This window comes from Microcoleus sp. S36a_B3 (genome assembly GCF_036700745.1).
GTDB lineage: Bacteria > Cyanobacteriota > Cyanobacteriia > Cyanobacteriales > Microcoleaceae > Microcoleus.
The window spans coordinates 98987-118712 of sequence record NZ_JAUBPN010000001.1; the positions used below are offsets into that span (position 1 = coordinate 98987).

17 protein-coding genes are annotated in these 19726 nt (G+C 46.3%); 8 read left to right on the forward strand and 9 right to left on the reverse strand.

The annotated features are described in order from the left end of the window. Window positions 1–99: 99 nt before the first annotated feature. Entirely contained in the window at window positions 100–645 is a 546-nt protein-coding gene (locus tag QUA01_RS00395; RefSeq protein WP_333088546.1) for an NADPH-dependent FMN reductase, read from the reverse strand. A 484-nt stretch (window positions 646–1129) separates the two neighbouring features. Between QUA01_RS00395 and ftsH the strand changes: the two genes are divergently transcribed. Next, window positions 1130–3067 carry an ATP-dependent zinc metalloprotease FtsH gene (ftsH, locus tag QUA01_RS00400; protein ID WP_333088547.1) on the forward strand — a complete coding sequence of 646 codons (1938 nt, stop codon included), beginning with the start codon at window positions 1130–1132 and terminating at the stop codon, window positions 3065–3067. 330 nt (window positions 3068–3397) lie between these two features. On the opposite strand, the gene QUA01_RS00405 is transcribed toward ftsH, so the two are convergent. Continuing rightward, the gene (locus tag QUA01_RS00405; protein WP_442921522.1) at window positions 3398–4009 is read right to left on the reverse strand and encodes a M23 family metallopeptidase; all 612 of its coding nucleotides are present in this window, start codon (window positions 4007–4009) and stop codon (window positions 3398–3400) included. A 296-nt stretch (window positions 4010–4305) separates the two neighbouring features. Here QUA01_RS00405 and QUA01_RS00410 point away from each other — a divergent pair, with 296 nt between their 5' ends. Continuing rightward, window positions 4306–4686, forward strand: a complete 381-nt coding sequence (locus QUA01_RS00410) for a hypothetical protein (RefSeq protein ID WP_194067622.1) — start codon at window positions 4306–4308, stop codon at window positions 4684–4686. A gap of 167 nt (window positions 4687–4853) precedes the next feature. Here the strand turns inward: QUA01_RS00410 and QUA01_RS00415 are convergent, their stop codons facing one another. Then, entirely contained in the window at window positions 4854–5684 is an 831-nt protein-coding gene (locus QUA01_RS00415; RefSeq protein ID WP_333088549.1) for a phytanoyl-CoA dioxygenase family protein, read from the reverse strand. 227 nt (window positions 5685–5911) lie between these two features. Here QUA01_RS00415 and QUA01_RS00420 point away from each other — a divergent pair, with 227 nt between their 5' ends. Both QUA01_RS00420 and QUA01_RS00425 read left to right on the forward strand, forming a co-directional pair. Continuing rightward, complete coding sequence (locus QUA01_RS00420; RefSeq protein WP_333088551.1) at window positions 5912–7366, forward strand: RecQ family ATP-dependent DNA helicase; 1455 nt, start codon at window positions 5912–5914, stop codon at window positions 7364–7366. Window positions 7367–7697: 331 nt separating this feature from the next. Next, window positions 7698–8663, forward strand: coding sequence for an RluA family pseudouridine synthase (locus QUA01_RS00425; RefSeq protein ID WP_333088552.1), 966 nt, complete (start codon window positions 7698–7700; stop codon window positions 8661–8663). A 270-nt stretch (window positions 8664–8933) separates the two neighbouring features. Here QUA01_RS00425 and QUA01_RS00430 read toward each other — a convergent pair whose 3' ends face one another. Next, window positions 8934–9692: a phycobilisome rod-core linker polypeptide gene (locus QUA01_RS00430; RefSeq protein WP_333088553.1), complete on the reverse strand. Its 759-nt coding sequence runs from the start codon at window positions 9690–9692 to the stop codon at window positions 8934–8936. A gap of 352 nt (window positions 9693–10044) precedes the next feature. After that, window positions 10045–10641, reverse strand: a complete 597-nt coding sequence (locus tag QUA01_RS00435) for a phycobiliprotein lyase (protein ID WP_333088554.1) — start codon at window positions 10639–10641, stop codon at window positions 10045–10047. A 136-nt stretch (window positions 10642–10777) separates the two neighbouring features. On the opposite strand from QUA01_RS00435, the gene QUA01_RS27275 reads away from it, so the two are divergent. Further along, entirely contained in the window at window positions 10778–11041 is a 264-nt protein-coding gene (locus QUA01_RS27275; protein ID WP_442921518.1) for an NblA/ycf18 family protein, read from the forward strand. Between the two features lie 445 nt (window positions 11042–11486). Here QUA01_RS27275 and pstB read toward each other — a convergent pair whose 3' ends face one another. The 4 genes from pstB to pstS form a co-directional block, all read right to left on the reverse strand. Then, window positions 11487–12287: a phosphate ABC transporter ATP-binding protein PstB gene (pstB, locus tag QUA01_RS00445; RefSeq protein ID WP_194067040.1), complete on the reverse strand. Its 801-nt coding sequence runs from the start codon at window positions 12285–12287 to the stop codon at window positions 11487–11489. A 115-nt stretch (window positions 12288–12402) separates the two neighbouring features. Next, window positions 12403–13296: a phosphate ABC transporter permease PstA gene (gene pstA / locus QUA01_RS00450; RefSeq protein ID WP_333088556.1), complete on the reverse strand. Its 894-nt coding sequence runs from the start codon at window positions 13294–13296 to the stop codon at window positions 12403–12405. Between the two features lie 34 nt (window positions 13297–13330). Continuing rightward, window positions 13331–14287, reverse strand: a complete 957-nt coding sequence (pstC, locus tag QUA01_RS00455; protein WP_333088558.1) for a phosphate ABC transporter permease subunit PstC — start codon at window positions 14285–14287, stop codon at window positions 13331–13333. Window positions 14288–14547: 260 nt separating this feature from the next. Continuing rightward, window positions 14548–15708 carry a phosphate ABC transporter substrate-binding protein PstS gene (pstS, locus tag QUA01_RS00460; RefSeq protein ID WP_333088560.1) on the reverse strand — a complete coding sequence of 387 codons (1161 nt, stop codon included), beginning with the start codon at window positions 15706–15708 and terminating at the stop codon, window positions 14548–14550. A 736-nt stretch (window positions 15709–16444) separates the two neighbouring features. Here pstS and QUA01_RS00465 point away from each other — a divergent pair. The 3 genes from QUA01_RS00465 to QUA01_RS00475 all read left to right on the forward strand — a co-directional run bounded on the left by QUA01_RS00465 (window position 16445) and on the right by QUA01_RS00475 (window position 19710). Next, window positions 16445–17023 (forward strand): biotin transporter BioY, encoded by a 579-nt coding sequence (locus QUA01_RS00465; RefSeq protein ID WP_333088563.1) that lies wholly within the window; start codon window positions 16445–16447, stop codon window positions 17021–17023. Window positions 17024–17227: 204 nt separating this feature from the next. Beyond that, window positions 17228–17737: a signal peptidase II gene (gene lspA / locus QUA01_RS00470; protein ID WP_194008963.1), complete on the forward strand. Its 510-nt coding sequence runs from the start codon at window positions 17228–17230 to the stop codon at window positions 17735–17737. A gap of 317 nt (window positions 17738–18054) precedes the next feature. Beyond that, window positions 18055–19710 (forward strand): B12-binding domain-containing radical SAM protein, encoded by a 1656-nt coding sequence (locus QUA01_RS00475; RefSeq protein ID WP_333088564.1) that lies wholly within the window; start codon window positions 18055–18057, stop codon window positions 19708–19710. Window positions 19711–19726: the final 16 nt, after the last annotated feature.

Consider the following 19726-nt stretch of genomic DNA (forward strand, 5'->3'; position numbering starts at 1 on the left):
GTTATTGGTTACTTGCTACGAATTCCCACTTTCCACTTCTCAATTTCCAATAAGAACTAACAAATAACAACTAACAAATAACAACTAACAGTCCTTCTACTAAGAAATTTCTCGCAATTTCCGCGTATTTTCTACCAAACTGCGAGCTAATTCATCGAACCTTTCAGACAATTTTTCATCCAACAATTTACCATCAGGACTAAAAGCTTTCCAAGCTTGTCCGATCGCAATTTGTTCGGGAATTACCCAAGCGTGCACCCATCTCAAAATAGTTCGCAAATCGTTAAGTGCGTTGCTGTTAACTTGTCCTCCCAAAACGCTAATCGAACCCGCAACTTTGCCGTCCAAATGCTCGAAAGTGAGTAAATCGAGGGCATTCTTGAGAGCACCGCTGACGCTACCGTGATACTCCGGCGTTGCTACAATCAAAGCGTCGGCTTGCTTTACCGCATTCCGCAGCTTTTCCACATCGGGGTAATCGAGATAATCATTCTCACCGTTGCAGAAGGGCAGATTGAGCGATCGCAAATCTAATATTTCAACTTCCGCGCCCAGGGCTTGCGCCCGTTCTGCTGCCACCTTCAACGCTAACTGGCTGTAAGATCCAGCCCGCAAACTCCCACCAATGCCGACAATTTTCACCATAAAACTTAAAAACAATAATTGCAGAAATAAAACGTACTCATTACGACTATGATTAATATAACAAGTGCGATCGGCAAATGTCAATCGATTTGAGATACTTCGGCAACGCCGGCGTACAAGTTTAAGATTTTAGATGGAAGAATTGACTGAGGGATCCGAAAAACCGGGTTTTTTGAGCAAAATCCCCGATCAAAGCCCCTGATTCGGTAAAAAATCAGGTTTTTTGAGGATCAGTGCGTAAGTTTAGTGTACCAGGCCGATAAACCGGGTTTTTTGAGCAAAATCCCCGATCAAAGCCCCAAATTCAGTAAAAAACCCGGTTTATCAGTGGCAGTGGATTCAAAACCAGCCCTCTCAAGCGGACTCTTGAGAAGCCAGCGACAGAGAAACCCATCCAACACCCGGCATCTTGTTAAAATAAATGAATGTAGCAAATCAAAAGCGGTCAATCTTGGCAGTCTTCAACCTCGGGCAAAAAACCAATATGAAAAATTCTTGGAAACAGGTATGGCTGGGGCATCTAGCTGTAAACAAAGACAAATCGAGCCAGCAGAATCCTAAAAAATCAATGCCCGGACGGAATCTTTGGCGAATCCTGGGCAGTTTGGTGATTTCTCAAGGAATATTGCTCTCACCCCCGGTTTTGGCCGACAGCGCGCCTAACACCATGAGTTACAGCAAACTCATGGACAACATAGAGAAAGGGCAAGTCAGTAAAATCGAAATAGACGAAACTCAAAGAACTGCAAAAGTTAAGCTAAAAAATCAAAAAACCGATCAAGAACAAACTGTTACTCTGTTCGATTACAACAACCGAGAACTTTACTCGCAAATCCGCGCCAAAAAGATTGACTTTGAAGTCAAACAAACAGCCGACAATGCCGCGGCAGTCAGTTTAGTAATAAACTTACTGGTGATTTTTGCAGTGTTGGCGGTGTTGATGGCTATTGTGCGCCGATCGACCCAATCCCAAGGAAATGCCATGAACTTCGGCAAATCCCGAGCCCGTTTCCAAATGGAAGCCAAAACCGGGGTGATGTTCGACGACGTAGCAGGGATCGAAGAAGCCAAAGAAGAACTGCAAGAAGTTGTCACCTTCCTCAAAAAACCCGAACGCTTTAACGCGATAGGCGCGAAAATTCCCAGAGGAGTTTTGTTAATCGGGCCTCCGGGAACCGGTAAAACAATGCTGGCAAAAGCCATCGCAGGCGAAGCAGCCGTCCCCTTCTTCAGCATCTCCGGTTCCGAATTTGTCGAAATGTTCGTCGGAGTCGGCGCTTCCCGCGTCCGCGACTTGTTCAAAAAAGCTAAAGAAAATTCGCCCTGCATCGTCTTCATCGATGAAATAGACGCGGTAGGAAGGCAGCGCGGCGCTGGAATCGGCGGTGGAAATGACGAACGCGAACAAACTCTCAACCAGTTGCTGACAGAAATGGACGGCTTTGAGGGTAACAGCGGCGTGATTGTGATTGCTGCTACTAACCGCCCTGATGTACTCGATACTGCCCTGCTGCGGCCCGGCAGGTTCGATCGCCAAGTAATGGTAGATTTGCCCACCTACAAAGGGCGTTTGGGGATTTTGCAAGTGCACGCGCGCAACAAAAAACTTGACGCCGAAGTTGCCCTAGACATGATCGCCCGCCGCACTCCGGGCTTTTCCGGCGCTGACTTGGCAAACTTGCTCAACGAAGCAGCAATTCTCACCGCGAGGCGACGCAAAGACACGATTGGTAACTTAGAAGTTAATGATGCGATCGACCGAATCACGATCGGGCTGACTCTGAATCCGCTGCTCGACAGCAAGAAAAAGTGGCTAGTAGCATACCACGAAATCGGACACGCCCTCGTATCATCCATGCTCAAAAATACCGACACCCTAGAAAAAGTCACGATTATTCCGCGTTCCGGCGGCATCGCAGGCTTTGCCAACTACGTGCTCGACGACGAAATGATCGACAGCGAAGGTTTGAGGAGTCGGGCGTGGCTGTTAAGCCGGATTACAGTAGCTTTGGGGGGACGGGCTGCAGAGGCTGAAATTTATGGCGATGCCGAAGTAACTCTCGGTGCCAGCAGCGATATCACAGAAGTCAGCAAACTAGCGAGACAGATGGTAACGCTTTACGGAATGTCGGATTTGGGGCCTGTGGCTTTGGAAAGTCCGAACAATGAGGTGTTTTTGGGCCAAAGCTGGAATTCGCGGGCCGAGTATTCCGAAGAAATGGCTATCAAGATCGATCGGCAAGTCCGGGAAATTGCTATTCACTGCTACGAAGAAGCCCGCCGGATTATCCGCGAAAACCGTCATTTGGTAGACAAGCTGGTTGAAGTGCTGTTGGATGAAGAAACGATCGACGGTGATGAATTCCGCAAAATTGTCGATCGATACGCCGAGTTGACCAAAAAAGAGTTGGAACCAGCGTAAAGAGTCAGTTGGCAGTTGTCCGTTGTCAGTTGTCCGTTGTCAGTTGTCAGTTGGCAGTTGTCAGTTGGCAGTTGTCAGTTGGCAGTTGGTAAAGAGTCATTAGTCATCAGTCATCAGTCATTAGTCATTAATTCAGGTAAAGAATCATTAGTCATCAATCATTGGTGATTAGTGATTAGTCATTAGTTGACGAAGTAGGAATTATGCACCGACTCTATTTTTAGAGTGCGTCTGAAGCACTTTACTACTAACCCAAAAAAATTACTAATGACCAATGACTAATGACTCTTTATCATGACTAATGACTAATGACCAACGACTAATGACTAATTAAGACTGATTGGAATACATTTCGCGAAGTACCAAAGCCGGGTCTACCCAGCGGCCGCCGTACTTCAATCCCCAATGCAGGTGAGGGCCGGTCGTGCGGCCGGTCATTCCCACTCTGGCAATTCTCGCACCAGCCGGCACAGTTTGACCCTGCCAAATTTTCATGCTGCCTTCGCGATCGACATAATAGCGCCCGCCGTTAACTTTTTCTACCTTACCTCCGAGGTGACAGTAGATGTGCTCCCAATCTCCCGATCGCACCACCATACCAGTGCCGCACCTGCCATCTTCCCAAACTTCCACCACTTGACCGCCCCACCAATTGCGGATATAGCTACCTTCTGGCGCCGCCATGTCCAAACCGTAATGAAAATCTCCACCACGGGGGCCGAAGGTGGAACTGTAGGCTTCAAAATTTTCGACTGGGAAAGAAGCTTCTTGCCACAACTTACCCGTAGCGATTTTGGTTGGTAAAGCTGACTGAGCCTTGACCAACTCCTGCTGCAAATAAGGGCTAATCACCACGATACAGAGCGAAAGAACTAACAGTAATATCTGTCTAAGGCGAAAAAAGCGTTTAACGGTCAGCGGGCCCCTAGAGTCTTGCACGATTTATTTAACTCCTGAAAGTTTAATGTGTTGGCGAATCTGCGTTGTCTGTTGTGCCAATTCGCTGCAAGATTGCCTCGCGTGCTGAATCTACTAGCGAATCAGTTAACCAAGGTGTATCTTACTGCATAGAGAACTGATGTCAAGCCTTTGGCTTAAATATTGTAGCGAACAGAAAGTCATTGGCCCGGTGAAATTTGTGCTGCGGTTGAATTCGATCGAGCTTTTATTTGACACTATAGTTTAGTACGAGATTTTGGATGCAGTCTGAAATCTCAAATTTATAACACACATAAGCAATGCTTACTGAAATTTTCCCTTTTAGTTTTGCCATAGACGCAACTGCGATCGCCGGTGCCTCCTTGTGGTCTTTAGCCCTGTACTGGGGTCTGTCGCCCCTGACAGAATGGGTAATCCTGCAACTCAACCGCTGGATGAATTTTGCCGAAAGATCCCTCTACACCTCGGAAGCCGAGTTTGAAAGAACCCGCCAAGCCAGAGAATCTCAAAATGCCTTTTACGCTTCCCTGTTGAGCATTCTGCCCTTTTTGATTGCGGGCGGATTGTGCAATTGGGGAGTCGAATGGTCTCTGGGTACTGGTTGGGCGGTATCTATGGGGACGATCGCCTGTATTGGCGGCGGCGTTTACGAACTCGGCCGCCGAGACGGTCAATCTTAGGCGATGGTAGATTTTGGATTTGGGATTTTGGATTACTCAAGATATTCGGAGATTTACCAGCCTCTAGAATCGATCGCAATCTCAAATCCAAAACTCCAACTCTCAAATAAATATGACATTTTCCGTTTATTTGTCGATCGCGCCTCAAACAAAATTAGCAATGTATTTTAACCGTAATTTGACTCAGGATGTTTGCCTAAAAGTCGCAGTTGCCGCTCTGTAGCGGTAGCGATAATTTCGGGATTGAACTGCCACGGCCAAGGCGAAAATTTCTGCGCGATGTTGCGGTGGGAATAATGCACTTGCAGCATATAGCGACTACCATCGACAGTGGTATTTCTGCCGCCAGAGTGCCAAATTTCACTGCGGAAAAACAGCACATCTCCAGCTTTGCACAAAACTGGTTCTAGGGAGTGTCCGTTCCAAGTTTCTTCCCCGCGTTCGGGTTTTCTACCCGATTTGTGACTGCCAGGAATAATATAGGTAGGACAGAGGTCTTCTGTGATGTCACTGAGATAGAAATGGGCTGTACAGATCCATACTGGCAGTTGAAAAGTGCGATTTTCTTCGATGGATCCGCTAACAGCAAACACGCTTTCGGGCAGTGGCACAAACACCTGATCGACGTGGACGCGCCAACCGTCGTAACCGGGCCCACTTTTCCATGCAGTCATGCCGATAATGTGGCAATCGCTGCCCATCAATGCTTCTGCCAATTCAATGATACCAGGTCGATCGGCATAGGAAAGCCACAGCCGATCGCGATTAAACACGCATTTAAAATGTTTGTTCAATTCACTCCAACTGCTACCATCAAGTCCGAAGGGTTGCAGGCGATCGAGTGCTTCCCGGGCCGCCACCATTTCCGACTCGTCGAGCACACCGGGAATCAGCGCAAAACCATCTTCATGTAACGCCTCTACCGCCCCTGCTGTATCGGAAAGCTCACAAGTCTTTTGCCGATAGCTGAAAACTTCGCTCAAGGTGCTTGCGTTCATAATTCAAATTCGAGTAAAATTATTAACTGTTATTAAATTAACACTTCGGACAGTTTAACGGCTGACGCCCATGAGCGAGAAACCGGGTTTCTAAGAAAATTTGGCGATCAGTAACGAAAAGCCTACGAAGAAACCCGGTTTCTGAAGTCGCACTTGCGACTGTAATTGTCATTGATGCGTAATTCCTGTCTGGTATAATTGATACTTCTGATGTGGGGATAAATCCAATGAAATACCAACCAGAACCAACATTATTAAATCAAGCCCGCGCCGCCTTCAAAGAAATCTGGGGATACGACGATTTTCGACCGCCGCAAGCAGAAATTGTCGGTAGTTTGTTAGCAGGAAAAGATACAATAATAATTATGCCGACAGGTGGTGGCAAATCAATTTGCTTTCAACTGCCAGCTTTGTTACAAACAGGCTTAACTTTGGTGGTTTCGCCCTTAGTCGCCTTGATGGAAAATCAAGTGCAAGAATTGCGCGATCGCAATTTGCCCGCTTCCCTCCTCCACAGTCAACTGTCAGCACAGCAGCGCCGACAAACAATGCAATCGCTGCAACAAAACAAGTTGAGATTGCTGTATTTGTCTCCCGAAACATTACTCAGTAAACCAGTTTGGGAAATTATCAGTCAGCCACACATCCAAATCAACGGTTTAATATTAGATGAAGCTCACTGTTTAGTGCAGTGGGGTGATACATTTCGACCAGCTTACCGCCGTTTGGGAACAGTGCGACCGGCTTTGTTGAAAGCTAAACCAGAAGGTAGTAAAATTGCGATCGCAGCTTTCACCGCTACCGCCAACCCGGAAGCACAAAAAATCATCAAAAATGTCTTGCAACTGCAAAAACCAGAAGCATTTTTGCTAAGTCCCTACCGTTCTAATCTGCACCTGCAAGTGCAGACTGTCTGGACACCGAGGGGACGAAAACAACAGTTGTTAAATTTTATTAAATCTCGACCAAAACAAGCAGGTTTAGTCTACGTCCGCACGAGAAAAGATAGCGAAAATTTGGCTAATTTGCTGGAAGATGTAGGTTATAAAACCGCAGCCTATCATGCAGGTTTGAGTCCTGAATCGCGCCGAAACATAGAAACAGCTTGGCTAAATAACGCTCTTAAATTTGTGATTTGTACCTGTGCTTTCGGGATGGGAATTAACAAGCCGGATGTGCGGTGGGTTGTTCACTTTCAAGCACCTTTGCTATTATCGGAATACATTCAGGAAATTGGTAGAGGCGGACGCGACGGCAAATCGGCGATCGCCCTGACATTGATTAGCGAACCTACGGGTTTGCTTTATCCCGATGACAAACAAAGAGCACAATTTTTTCAAGATAAATTGCGATCGCAATACCGAGAAGCGCAGCAGTTGGCCCAACAACTGCCAGTTAAAGGCGATGTAGAAGCAGTTTCTCGCGAATTTCCCGAAAGCGCGATCGCCCTTTCTATCTTGCACAGCAGCGGACAATTAACTTGGCAAGATCCTTTCAATTATGCGATCGACAAATCCGCACAGCAAAAAGGCGCAAAACAAAATTTTACCGCCCCTGCTGAAATGGCACAATATCTCAAACATCGAAAGTGCCGGTGGCAATTTTTGCTGCAAGCTTTTGGCTTTACCAAGGAATCTCAATCTATGCGGTGCGGCCACTGCGATAATTGTCGCTTGCATTGACAAATTTACTTAAAAATGTTATAGTAAAAGCATTTATTTGACATAAATCATACTGCTATCAGGCTCCCGCCCGATCGCGAGTAGAAACCAGGATAAAATAGTAGATGCTCTCAAAAACCGGGTTTCTTCCTATAATTATCATTTTTGTTTACATAACTCATAGAAACCCGGTTTCTATTCCCATATCCGTCATTTCGTGTCGGGTAGATTGACCGAGATCGCGATCGGTTCGTAGTGCGGGCTTTAGTCCGCAGTACGAATAGTTTTTGCGACGATCGCAGATCGGACATGATATCAGCCCAAAAAATCGGCAACAAACAGTAAAAATTAAATGATAGAAACAGAGACGGCGGCACAGATATATACAGTAGAAAATACAGAGGAATTTAACCCGATTAATGTCACTCAACGATTAGATATTTGGCTGTCAAACCAGATACCAGACTTATCCCGATCGCGCGTGCAAACCCTCATATCACAAGGCCACGTCAAAGTCAACGACGAAACCTGCACCTCGAAAAAAATATCAGTAAAAACGGGCGATCGCATCCACCTCACCTTACCCGAAGCCCAGCCTGCAACCTTAAAACCCCAAGCAATTCCTCTAGACATCCTCTACGAAGACGACAGCCTAATTATCATCAACAAACCAGCCGGATTAGTCGTTCACCCAGCAGCCGGACACCCAGATGGTACATTAGTTAACGCCCTCTTAGCCCATTGTCCCCTAGCAGAAATCGGCGGAGTTCAGCGGCCGGGAATCGTGCACAGATTAGACAAAGATACAACAGGTGCGATCGCGATCGCCAAAACCGACATTGCTCACCAACACCTGCAAGCCCAACTGAAAACCAAAACCGCCCGCCGCGAATATTTAGGCGTAGTTTACGGAGTTCCTAACACCGAAACAGGCACAATAGACCTACCCATCGGCAGGCATCCCACAGACCGCAAAAAAATGGCAGTAGTACCAGAAGAAAAAGGCGGCCGCCCCTCAGTTACTCACTGGACAATCAAAGAAAGAATCGGCAACTATTGCTTAATTCACTATCAATTAGAAACCGGCCGCACCCATCAAATTCGCGTCCACACAGCCGAAATCAAACATCCTATTATCGGCGACCCGATGTACAGTTCCAACCGTTCCATCGGCGTAAATTTAACAGGACAAGCCCTGCACGCTTGGAGGTTGCAATTGCAACATCCTTTAACTGGAGAGTTGATTGAGGCGATCGCGCCTTTACCAGATCAATTCAACACCCTGTTGAAAATATTGCGGTTGCGAGCTAATAGTTGATATCTTGGGCCTCGGGCATCAGCCAAACAGGGCATCGGCCAAACAGGGCATCGGCCAAACAGGAACCAAAAACTAACAAATAACAATAACAAATAACAAATAACAAATAACAAATAACAACAGCCAACAGTCAACAGCCAAAAAATTATGAGTCCTGAGTTTTGGATTCCAAGTTTATCAAAAAACTCAAACCTCAAAACTCAAAACTCAAAATTCTTTTAGACTAAAAGTCGATCGCCCGACACAAATAATCGCACCAGGCAGCATCAATTACCGACGGTAAGGAACCATCGTCTCGATATTGATATTGGCCAACGGCACGCGCTGCGGAGGAGTAGCAGGAGGTGCGACTTGCCGCGCCATACCCAAATAGTTGGACGGATCGCCAGCCTTCGCTTGCTGCTCTTGAGGAACAAAACGGCGAACAGTCGTCTGCCAAATGATTTGCGGGAAGCCTAGCTGCGAGCGGTGGTACTCACCGTAGCGAGGAGTCTTCAAGTTGAAAGGAGTTTCTCCTCCAACTCGCTGAGGCAAAACCCGGCGCTGCTGGTAAGGTACTGTATCGTAGCCAAACTTGCCCAGGTACTCATCGCTATTGACCAACTCGTCAATAAACCCTTGAGGCCCCTTAGTGGCTACCACGATCGACCAAGCAATCTTTTCGCGATCGCTGTACACATCCCGACCCAAAACGCGCTGCACGCACATTTCCACAAATCGGTAGTTGCTGTTAGTTTGGTAATTCCGCTCCAAGAAAGGAGCCGAAGTCGCCAAACCGCGAATGAAATCCCGCACCGTAATCTGACCGAACTTTAGTTGCGATTCCAAAAACGTTTGGCGGTTGCTCTTGAGGATTTGGTGTTCGCTGTAAATCTGGCGATATCCAGCCCAAATCAAATTTTCCATGTCTCCCGACGAGAGCACGTTTTCAGTTGTGAAAACTCTCGGCTGCTCGTCGCCCCCTATTTCATAACCAGCAACGCGCTGATTTTGGCTCTTAGGGGCGTAATTTAACAAAGGAAGCGCCACGTTATAATCTCCGTTATCTCAAATTTCAGAAATAGTTGATACCGCGAGCTGCCAGCATAACGATACAACTAACCAACATACAGATTAGGGGATTCCCGCAATCTAAATCTGGTTTTCCTGATTTTTTGCAACAATCTGTAACATTTGTTGACTGTTGACTGTTCGCTGTTGACTGTTCGCTGTTGGCTGTTCGCTGTTGACTGTTCGCTGTTGGCTGACAACTACCCACTGACAACTGACAACGGACAACTACCCACTGACAACTACCCACTGACAACTGCCAACTGCCAACTGCCAACTGCCAACTGCCAACTGCCAACTGCCAACTGCCAACTGCCAACTGCCAAATAAATTACCAGCCTAGGGCCGAGTAAAACTCACTAGCAAGGGGTTCCTTCTCTGCAGCCGGGGCCGCTGCATCCGAGTCTGGTTCCACCCGAATTTCAGTACAAAAAGTTGAAGTGCTGAAACCGCCAAAGCGCTTGACGCTGCTTGTCCGCATCCGCACGTTGGGATTGGCAAACCAAAAACGCTCGATCGAACTCATCGTCTCGTATTCCGTAATCAGCAGCAGCGCATCCTCGTCATCCATCTCAAAACGGCCGGCCACCGGCACAATTTCCGCATAGCCGCGTTCCCGCAACATCAAACCCTGCCGCGGATTCTCAGGATCTGGGACGATCGCGAATACGGTAGAGCCCTTGTGATTCTCATCATCCTTATCCCACGCCATAGTGCCGTGCCAAGTCACAAATGCTCCCCCAGCAGCCCGACTCGGATCGACCTCGTGCATCTGGCAAATTTCAGCCACTCGCGCGTCATCCGCACCTAGGGCCGTTACCTGAATATTTGAATCCCCAATCTCCGCTTGGCGGAAAGCGAGGTGGTGAGTGCTGCGCTGCGATCGCCATTCTCCAGCACTACTCTGAAAAAACTCCATTGCATCCATACAAAATAGCTCCTTTGGCTTAGGCTTCCCGGTTTTTACCCCTGTTTTATGATAAAGCTCCCCCCACTTAGATGTACTTTTGCGACACAAATTAGTCTCAAAATGTCTACTTTGGACATATTGTCAAGTGAATGTTATGATAGTTTACAATGTAGGAGACACAACAAATCTTGCGAAACGTGATGTCGATCGCGATCGCATCGATCTCAGCAAACTGGAGGAGCGAATTATGGATATGCCTACAACCAGCCTCAGCATGGAACAGCAGTTCAAACTGCAAGTCCTGAGCGAACAAGTCAAAAACTTGAGCCAAAACCAAGCTCAGGAATACTTGCTAGAAGTTATGCGGCAGAACATGGTCAAGGAAAATTTGTTAAAGTATTGGATGAAGAAAATGTGAACTCTTCGATAACTTCTTCAACAAAATCAGCGGCTTGTATCTGCAAAAAGTGCGATCGAGCTATTAAATATAAAACCCAGAATTCCGGTGCCTTGGAGACACCGGAATTCTCCAGTTATAGAATTAATTTATAAAAATTTCCGCTACTCTAAAATTAGTTCGTAGTGCGGACTTGCATACGCAATATAAATCGGACTGAAGTCCGTATTACGAACCTTTTTTGTTACCATCGTCGATCGGACATGATATAATACTAACTATTGAAAATCATGCAAATGTCTTCCCTAGGGTGTGTCGCCATTAAAAATCTCTGAATCAAAATTGATTTTCGAGCTAGCGACGCACTCTAGAAATTCTCAGGTGCGTCGCTAGCTCAATTTTCAAGATAATTTAGAGATAAAAAATCGTGGCGCACCATGCGGAGACTCCCACAGACTCCCGTAACTCAACCAAAACGGCCGCTGACATAATCCAAAGTAGACTCTTCCTTCGGACTTTGGAAAATTACCTCAGTTTTGTCACACTCCACAAGATAGCCAAACCGCTTCCCATCGTCAGAAAGTTTAGCATTGAAAAAAGCAGTCAGGTCAGAAACCCGAGAAGCCTGCTGCATATTGTGAGTCACAATTACGATGGTATACTTCTCCTTGAGTTCCCGCATCAACTCCTCAACCTTAATCGTCGAAATCGGGTCAAGAGAAGCGCAAGGTTCATCCATTAACACTACATCAGGATTAATCGCGATCGCCCTAGCAATACACAAACGCTGCTGCTGGCCGCCCGAAAGAGAAAAACCGCTTTGCTTTAACTTATCCTTAACCTCATCCCACAAATAAGCCTGTTGGAGCGACTTTTCCACCAGCTCATCCATATCTCCCTTATAATTGTTCACCCTCGCACCGTAAGCAATATTGTCATAAATTGACTTCGGGAAAGGATTGGGCTTTTGAAACACCATCCCAATCTTGCGGCGCACCTCCACAGCATCAATATCAGGATCGTAAAGATTTTGACCTTGATAATGAATTCTGCCCTCTAAACGAAAACCGTTAACTAAATCGTTGAGGCGGTTAAAACATCGGAGAATTGTACTTTTGCCACAGCCAGAAGGCCCGATCAAAGCAGTAATCCGATTTTTAGGAATTTCTAGCGAAACATTTTTCACCGCGTGAAAACCGCCGTAAAAAATATTGATATTTTCAGTCCGTAAAACAGTTTCTGTCTGCTTATCCAAATCCATCATCATACAAATAACTATCCTCTTAATTTTTACAGAACCAGCGAATTTTGTCAGTTGTCAGTTGTTAGTTGTTATTAGCTAATACTTTCAGACCAACTGCAACTGCCAACTGCCAATGACTTCAATAAACCTTTTGGCGAGTAGCCCAGCGAGAAAGAATACTCGTCAGCAAAACCATAAACACCAAAATCAAAGATGCAGCCCAAGCCAACTCTTTCTGTGCCTGAAAAGGAACCGTTGCAAAGTTGTACACCAAAACCGAAAGACTCGGAGTTGGCTTATCAAATCCAGCAGGCCAAAAAGGCGAATTTAGCGCTGTGAAAATCAAAGGAGCAGTTTCTCCAGCAGCACGAGCAATTGCCAGCGTCACACCAGTTAAAATAGCCGGAATAGCCGCAGGCAAAACTACCTGCAACACTGTTTGATAATTAGAAGCACCCACACCCACCGACGCCCATCTAATATCTTGCGGGACGATTTGTAGGGCTTCGTCAGTAGTTCGCACAATTGTCGGCAACATCAGCACAGCCAGCGCCGCGCCCCCTGCGATTGCCGAAAAACCTCCCATATTTACCACGAACAAACCGTAGGCAAATACCCCGGCAATAATCGAAGGAACGCCGCTGAGGACATTAGTAGCAAAGCGCACCCAGCGAGTTATTTTGCCGCTGCTGAACTCCGACAAATAAACGGCGGCCAACACTCCAAAAGGAACAGCAATTAGAGAAGCAATTCCTACGGTCATTAATGTACCGAGAATGGCATTGGCGATACCGCCTCCCGACAGTCCCGGTGCGGGCGGCAGCTTGGTGAACAAGTCTAAATTTAGGCGATTAAAACCTTGTACGGCTACGTAGGAAAGCACTGCAAACAAAGGCAGCAGAGTTATCGCCAGAGCCGAGCCAGCCAGTACAGTCATCGCCATACTAAACAGCGCTTGCGAGCTGTTTTTAACCCTCTTTAAACTGCCTGTTTTCGATCCCAAAGGATTTTCATCTGAGACGCTATTTGACATAAACTAAAACTATGTAGGAAATTGTGCCAAACTTCTAGTTGTACTTCGCTCTTACTTGAGAAACAATCCACTCTGCCAAAATATTGACAATCAGCGTCATAATAAACAGAATTAGCCCCGTATACATCAGGGCAGCCACTTGCAATCCTGAAGCTTCGGCAAATTGATTTGCCATCAGAGAAGCAATAGTATTTGCAGGAGCTAGCACAGAAGCACTTAACTGATTGGAATTGCCAATTAACAGAGTTGCCGCCATTGTTTCTCCCATCGCGCGGCCGAGGCCTAGCATAATTCCGCCGACAATGCCGGAGAAAGCGGCCGGTACGAGGACTCTAAAAATTGTTGTCCAGCGAGTTGCTCCCAAACCCAGAGATGCTTGTCGCAATTCGGGCGGGAGGCTTGCTAAAGAGTCGCGGGAGATAGCAGTAATAATGGGCAAAGTCATAATCCCCAAAATTACTCCGGCGGGTAACATTCCTGGGCCAACTGGCGATGTGCTAAAAATTGGCAGCCATCCGAAGTTACCGTTGAGAAACTTTCCGATGTTGCTAATAATGGGAATCAATACAGCAATTCCCCACAAGCCGTAGACTACGCTGGGAATGGCGGCTAAAAGTTCTACTAAGAAAACTAAAGCTGTACGCACTGGCAGCGGCAAAAAGTCTTCGCTCAAAAAGATGGCAGTCCCTACTCCTAATGGTACTGCAATTAGGAGCGCGATCGCAGAACTGACGATCGTCCCGTAAATCATCGGCAGCGCACCGTACTCTTCTTTAACCGGATTCCAATCACTGCTAAACAGAAAGCCCAAACCGTACTGTTGAATCGCTGGTAAAGCTCTGAAAGCAACGGTTAGCGCGATTACCAGCAAAATTACGCCAACTCCGATTCCCAAAATCCGAGTCAGCCAGATAAAGCCTTGGTCTAAGGATTTTTCTATCCGAGAGCGGGAACGTTTCTCTGGTTGAGCGGTGTTACTATCTGAAATCATATACAAAAGTCTCAAAAAACTGTAACGAAAAATCGCATTTTTCCGAAAAATCTAGAACGAAGCAGAAACAAAGACTGTAAATCAAATCACACACACAGGGGCGGGTAGATGCCTTCCCTAACTTTTGAAAAAGTATTTCTGGTTAAAGCCGCCCCTACAGAAATATCTCTGTTCCTTCTTCCTTTTTCCCTCTGCCAACAGTCAACAGTCAACAGTCAACAGTCAACTATCAACTGTCAACTGTCAAATGACTTCAATAACTATTTACCAATCTCAATCTTGTAGTCGGGGCTGATGCCGTCGGCTGCCAAAGCAACTTTTTCTCTGACGTTTTGGGGCAGAGGAACGTAACCCAATTCTGCACTAACTTTTTGACCTTCGGTTAAGCCGTATTCCACCATTGCCTCGATAACTTTGGCTTTGTTGGGGTCTGCAACTTTTTTGGGAACGAGCATCCAAGTGTAGGTGACAATTGGATAGGATTGAGCACCTTCGGGGTCTTCGATAAATGCTCGCAGGTTTTCGGGCAGGGGCGCAGTTGCTAAAGCTTGAGAAGCTGAATCGTCTGTAGGTACTACAAATGTGCCTGCTTTGTTTTGCAAAGATGCAAATTTGACGTTGTTGTTTTTGGCGTAGCCATATTCGATGTAGCCGATGCTGCCTGCTGTTTGCAGGAGTTGGCTGGTGACGCCTTCGTTGCCTTTTGCGCCTACGCCTACGGGCCACTGTACTGTTTTGCCCTCGCCTACTGCTGTTTTCCAGTCGGGGCTGATGGCGCTGAGGTGTTTGGTGAAGATGGCGGTGGTGCCGCTACCGTCGGAACGGTGGACGACGGTGATGTTTTGGTCTGGCAATGTTACACCGGGATTGGCTGCTGCAATTTTGGGGTCGTTCCACTTGGTAATTTTACCGAGGAAGATTTCTGTATAAACGTCTCTGGGCAGTTTGAGTTCGGGTACTGCTGGCAGGTTGTAGCCGATGACGATGCTGCCGGCTGTCATGGGCAGCAAAATCACGCCTTTGTCTGCTGGAACTTTGGCGATTTCGTCGTCTTTCATGGCGGTGTCGCTGGCCCCAAAGTCTACTGTGCCTTTGGTAAATTGTTCGACTCCGGCGCCGCTGCCTACTGATTGATAGTTAATTTGTACTTTGGGGTGGATTTTGTTGAAGTCTTGAAACCAACGCTGGTAGAGGGGGGCGGGGAATGAGGCGCCTGCTGCGGTTATGGCTACGTCTGAGGCTAGGGTGAGTTTGCTGTTTGCGGCTGTGCCTGTGGCTGCAACGGGGGATGCTGCGGTGTCGCCGGGGTTGCTGCTGGTTGTGCTGCCACCGCCGCAAGCTGCTAAGCTGAGGGCGATCGCCACAGCGGACATTGCTGTTGTCACACGATTCGGATTAATCAGGTTCAGACGAAAAAGCATAGGTATACAAAATCTGCGATCGTTATACGGATGTCCGGCCATAGCATATCGCGCGAAAGTAAAGGTTAGGTTAAGAATCTTTACTTTCGATCGCAACTTAATATGAATTAACATTAATTTAATTCATTGATGAGCTTGGCAAGTGTAATTTTATAAGATGGGTGAAAGATCAATTGGTGGGGAAACAAGGGTGCGATCGTCCGGCTGCGAACAATTCCCCATTAAAATATCGGAATATCCAGGTTTGAGAACCAGAAAACCATACAATAGTGGTTCTTTTGACAGTAGTGCTAGTATTGAGAACTTAAAAGTTGCCGGCACTCCAGCCTGCATCGGATCAATGCTGATGATATATAGACGAGTCTCAAAAAGATGAGGTACTATCCGGCATAGGCCAAACCGGGCATAGGCCAAACCGGGCATCGGCCAAACAGGGCATCGGCCAAACAGGGCATCGGGCCTAAAAGCATACCTCACTTTTTAGAGAACCGATATAGCAACCGCCCTGACGGTTACGACGTTCTGGCATTGCACAAACATAAACAGTCGATTGTAACTTCCTCTTGACTTCTTCCTCCTTGTCTTCCTTCTGCATCCTGCCTTCTTCCTTCTTCGTGATGACCAATGACTAATGACTAATGACTAATGACTGATGACTAATGACTAATGACCAATGACTGATGACCAATGACTGATGACCAATGACTGATGACTTCTTCCTTCAACATCTGCTATAATGCCTGCTCCTCTTGAATTAATCTGGGCTTTTATTGGTTTGCTCCTAACGATTGGAGGCAATTTTTTGCCTGCATCTGTGACAATGCCGATCGGGTTGTGGGACGATCGCGGACTGCAGGCGTACTCTTTAGGCGTGACTTATCAAATTGGAGCCGTGTTGCTAGTAGGCTGCATGGGCGGCAAAAATGCTGCTGCTCTCTCGCAAATTGCCTATTTGGTATTAGGATTAACTTTGTGGCCGATTTTTGATCGAGGCGGCGGCATCGGCTATCTTAAAGAAGCGAGTTTTGGGTATTTGCTGGGTTTTATTCCTGGTGCTTGGGTGTGTGGCTGGGTCGCTTTTAAGGTGGCTTCGCGACTGGAATCTATGGCTTTTAGCTGTTTATGCGGTTTATTTACAGTTCACGCGATCGGCTTAATTTATCTAATTTTTAGCTACTTGCTGATTCCTGGCAAAAAAGTACCTTTATTAGATGAAATTCTGACCTATTCGGTTTATCCCCTGCCGGGACAATTGGCCGTGGTTTGTGCGATCGCATTGCTATCATTTACTTTGCGTCGCTTGATGTTTTATTGATTGGGAAATTGGGAATTGGGAATTGGGAATTGGGAATTGGGGATTGGTTGTTGTGTCAAATAATGTTATACTATCATTGCGAAACTGGAAAATCATCTCGCTGCGGTTGGGATTGCTTTGCTGCACTGCATTCTCCTCGCAATGAAACGCGAGATTTGAGTAAATTCTATCATGCCCGATACCCCATCTTCTATTGGCTAATCCATGCGTTTTAAAAGAAATCCCTTGTTCTGGGTTGCTGCTATTATCAGTTTAGTTTTAGACCACCTAAGCAAGTTTTGGGTAGTGCAAAATTTTGACTTGACAATTCCTCCGCAGACTCAGCCGCTGTTACCAGGGATATTTCACTTCACTTATGTTGTTAATACTGGTGCGGCTTTTAGTTTGTTTAGCAATGGCGGGGCGAGTTGGTTGCGCTGGCTGTCTTTGGGGGTGAGTGTGGGATTGATGGTGCTGGCTTGGTTCGGGCCGCGAATTAACCGCTGGGAACAAGCTGGCTACGGTTTGATTTTGGGGGGCGCGCTGGGTAATGGGATCGATCGATTTGTTTTGGGCCACGTTATAGATTTTTTGGATTTTCGGATAATTCGGTTCCCGGTTTTTAATCTGGCAGATGTGTTTATTAATGCTGGGATTATCTGTTTGCTGATTGCGACTTTTCACGGCCCACCGCCGCCGAAAAACCGAGACGCGAGTAATTCTATTTCAGAGTAACTTTGAAACACCAAGTTCGGAAACGGATTAGTGAAAGCGGATGTAACAGATGTAACTGCTAACTAATCCTAGGCTGCGCTAGGCGGTTGATTATTATTTTGCCTTTAAAATTTATACTTTATCTGCATAAAAGCTCGATCGGGCAACCGCTGACTGAAGGCAGATGCAACACAGATTAACGCAGATAATTGCAATTCAATAATTGAAATGGACTGAGTACAATGCAAGTCTATTCATAAATTATACACCATACAATAACTTTGGAAATAACTTAAAATAAGATAGTAACAAACCTATTGTTAAAGTTAAACTTGCCCATGACTCCTAATCCTTTTGCTCAAGAACGCCTGCTATTTGCCCCAGCAACCCCCGATGCTGATGCTATCCCGACTATTTTTGCTTTTCCCAACGAGTACACGGTAGGTATTACCAGTCTCGGCTATCAGATAGTGTGGGCAACTTTGGCTGTGCGATCGGATATTGAAGTCAGCCGTTTATTTACTGATATCCACGAACAACTTCCCCGACATCCAGAATTACTGGGATTTTCGCTTTCTTGGGAACTTGACTATGTAAATATTCTCAATTTACTGGAATCTCTAGACATTCCGATTTGGGCATCTAAACGAACTGACAATCATCCGATAGTATTCGGTGGTGGCCCGGTTTTTACTGCTAATCCAGAACCTTTTGCCGAGTTTTTTGATGTTATTTTGCTGGGAGATGGCGAACATCTCATAGACAATTTTATTGATGCTTGTAAAGAAGTTCGTACCGCCGACAGACAAACTAAATTGCGGCATTTAGCCCAAGTTTCGGGAGTTTACGTCCCCAGTTTGTATGAAGTAACTTATCTGGATGCGACGGAGGGTATTAAATCGATTCAGCCTGTCGATTCGGGAATTCCCAGTGTGGTTGAAAAACAGACTTATCGCGGCAATACTTTATCTGCTTCCACTGTGGTGACAGAAAAAGCGGCTTGGGAAAATATTTACATGGTGGAAGTGGTTCGGAGTTGTCCAGAAATGTGCCGTTTTTGTTTGGCAAGTTATCTGACTTTGCCGTTTAGAACTGCGAGTTTGGAGGCTTCGCTAATTCCGGCGATCGATCGCGGTTTAGCTGTGACTAATCGTTTGGGTTTGTTGGGTGCTTCTGTCACTCAGCACCCGGAATTTGAAGCGTTGCTGGATCATTTGAATCATCCAAAATACGACGGCGTGCGGTTGAGTCTTTCTTCGGTAAGGACGAATACGGTGACAGTTAAATTGGCAGAAATTTTGACAAACAGAGACAGCAAATCTGTGACGATTGCGGTGGAAAGCGGCAGCGCTCGCCTCCGCAAAATTGTTAATAAAAAACTCACTAACGATGAAATTATCCAAGCTGCCATTAATGCTAAGGCTGGTGGTTTAAAGGGAATTAAACTTTACGGGATGGCGGGAATTCCCGGCGAAGAGATGGAGGATTTGGAGGAGACGGTGGCGATGATGCGGGCGATTAAAAAAGCTGTTCCCGGTTTGCGGTTGACTTTTGGATGCAGCACTTTTGTTCCGAAATCTCACACTCCTTTTCAGTGGTTTGGAGTGAATAAAGATGCGGAGAAGAGGCTGAAGTTTTTAGATAAAGAATTGCGGAAGTTAGGTTTAGAATTTAGACCTGAAAGCTATAACTGGTCGGTGATTCAGGGTTTGTTGTCAAAGGGCGATCGGCGGTTGTCTCGGCTGTTGGAATTAGTGCGACATTACGGCGATACTTTGGGCAGTTATCGGCGGGCTTTTAAGGAGTTGCGGGGACAGTTGCCGGAGATGGATTTTTACGTTTTTCAAGAGTGGGAATTGGATCAGGTTTTGCCTTGGAGTCATTTAAAAGGGCCGCTACCGGAGGCGACTTTGAAGAAGCATTTGGCTGAGGCGATGAGTCATACAACACGACAGCAAAATCAAGAATGTGAAAATTCACTAAGTCGCGTTTAGTAAATTAGATTATAAT

Coding starts and splice junctions, on each gene's coding strand:
- QUA01_RS00395 (WP_333088546.1), bottom strand. CDS start 645: ATGGTGAAAATTGTCGGCATTGGTGGGAGTTTGCGGGCTGGATCTTAC.
- ftsH (WP_333088547.1), top strand. CDS start 1,130: ATGAAAAATTCTTGGAAACAGGTATGGCTGGGGCATCTAGCTGTAAAC.
- QUA01_RS00410 (WP_194067622.1), top strand. CDS start 4,306: ATGCTTACTGAAATTTTCCCTTTTAGTTTTGCCATAGACGCAACTGCG.
- QUA01_RS00415 (WP_333088549.1), bottom strand. CDS start 5,684: ATGAACGCAAGCACCTTGAGCGAAGTTTTCAGCTATCGGCAAAAGACT.
- QUA01_RS00420 (WP_333088551.1), top strand. CDS start 5,912: ATGAAATACCAACCAGAACCAACATTATTAAATCAAGCCCGCGCCGCC.
- QUA01_RS00425 (WP_333088552.1), top strand. CDS start 7,698: ATGATAGAAACAGAGACGGCGGCACAGATATATACAGTAGAAAATACA.
- QUA01_RS00435 (WP_333088554.1), bottom strand. CDS start 10,641: ATGGATGCAATGGAGTTTTTTCAGAGTAGTGCTGGAGAATGGCGATCG.
- QUA01_RS27275 (WP_442921518.1), top strand. CDS start 10,778: ATGATAGTTTACAATGTAGGAGACACAACAAATCTTGCGAAACGTGAT.
- pstB (WP_194067040.1), bottom strand. CDS start 12,287: ATGATGATGGATTTGGATAAGCAGACAGAAACTGTTTTACGGACTGAA.
- pstA (WP_333088556.1), bottom strand. CDS start 13,296: ATGTCAAATAGCGTCTCAGATGAAAATCCTTTGGGATCGAAAACAGGC.
- pstC (WP_333088558.1), bottom strand. CDS start 14,287: ATGATTTCAGATAGTAACACCGCTCAACCAGAGAAACGTTCCCGCTCT.
- pstS (WP_333088560.1), bottom strand. CDS start 15,708: ATGCTTTTTCGTCTGAACCTGATTAATCCGAATCGTGTGACAACAGCA.
- QUA01_RS00465 (WP_333088563.1), top strand. CDS start 16,445: ATGCCTGCTCCTCTTGAATTAATCTGGGCTTTTATTGGTTTGCTCCTA.
- lspA (WP_194008963.1), top strand. CDS start 17,228: ATGCGTTTTAAAAGAAATCCCTTGTTCTGGGTTGCTGCTATTATCAGT.
- QUA01_RS00475 (WP_333088564.1), top strand. CDS start 18,055: ATGACTCCTAATCCTTTTGCTCAAGAACGCCTGCTATTTGCCCCAGCA.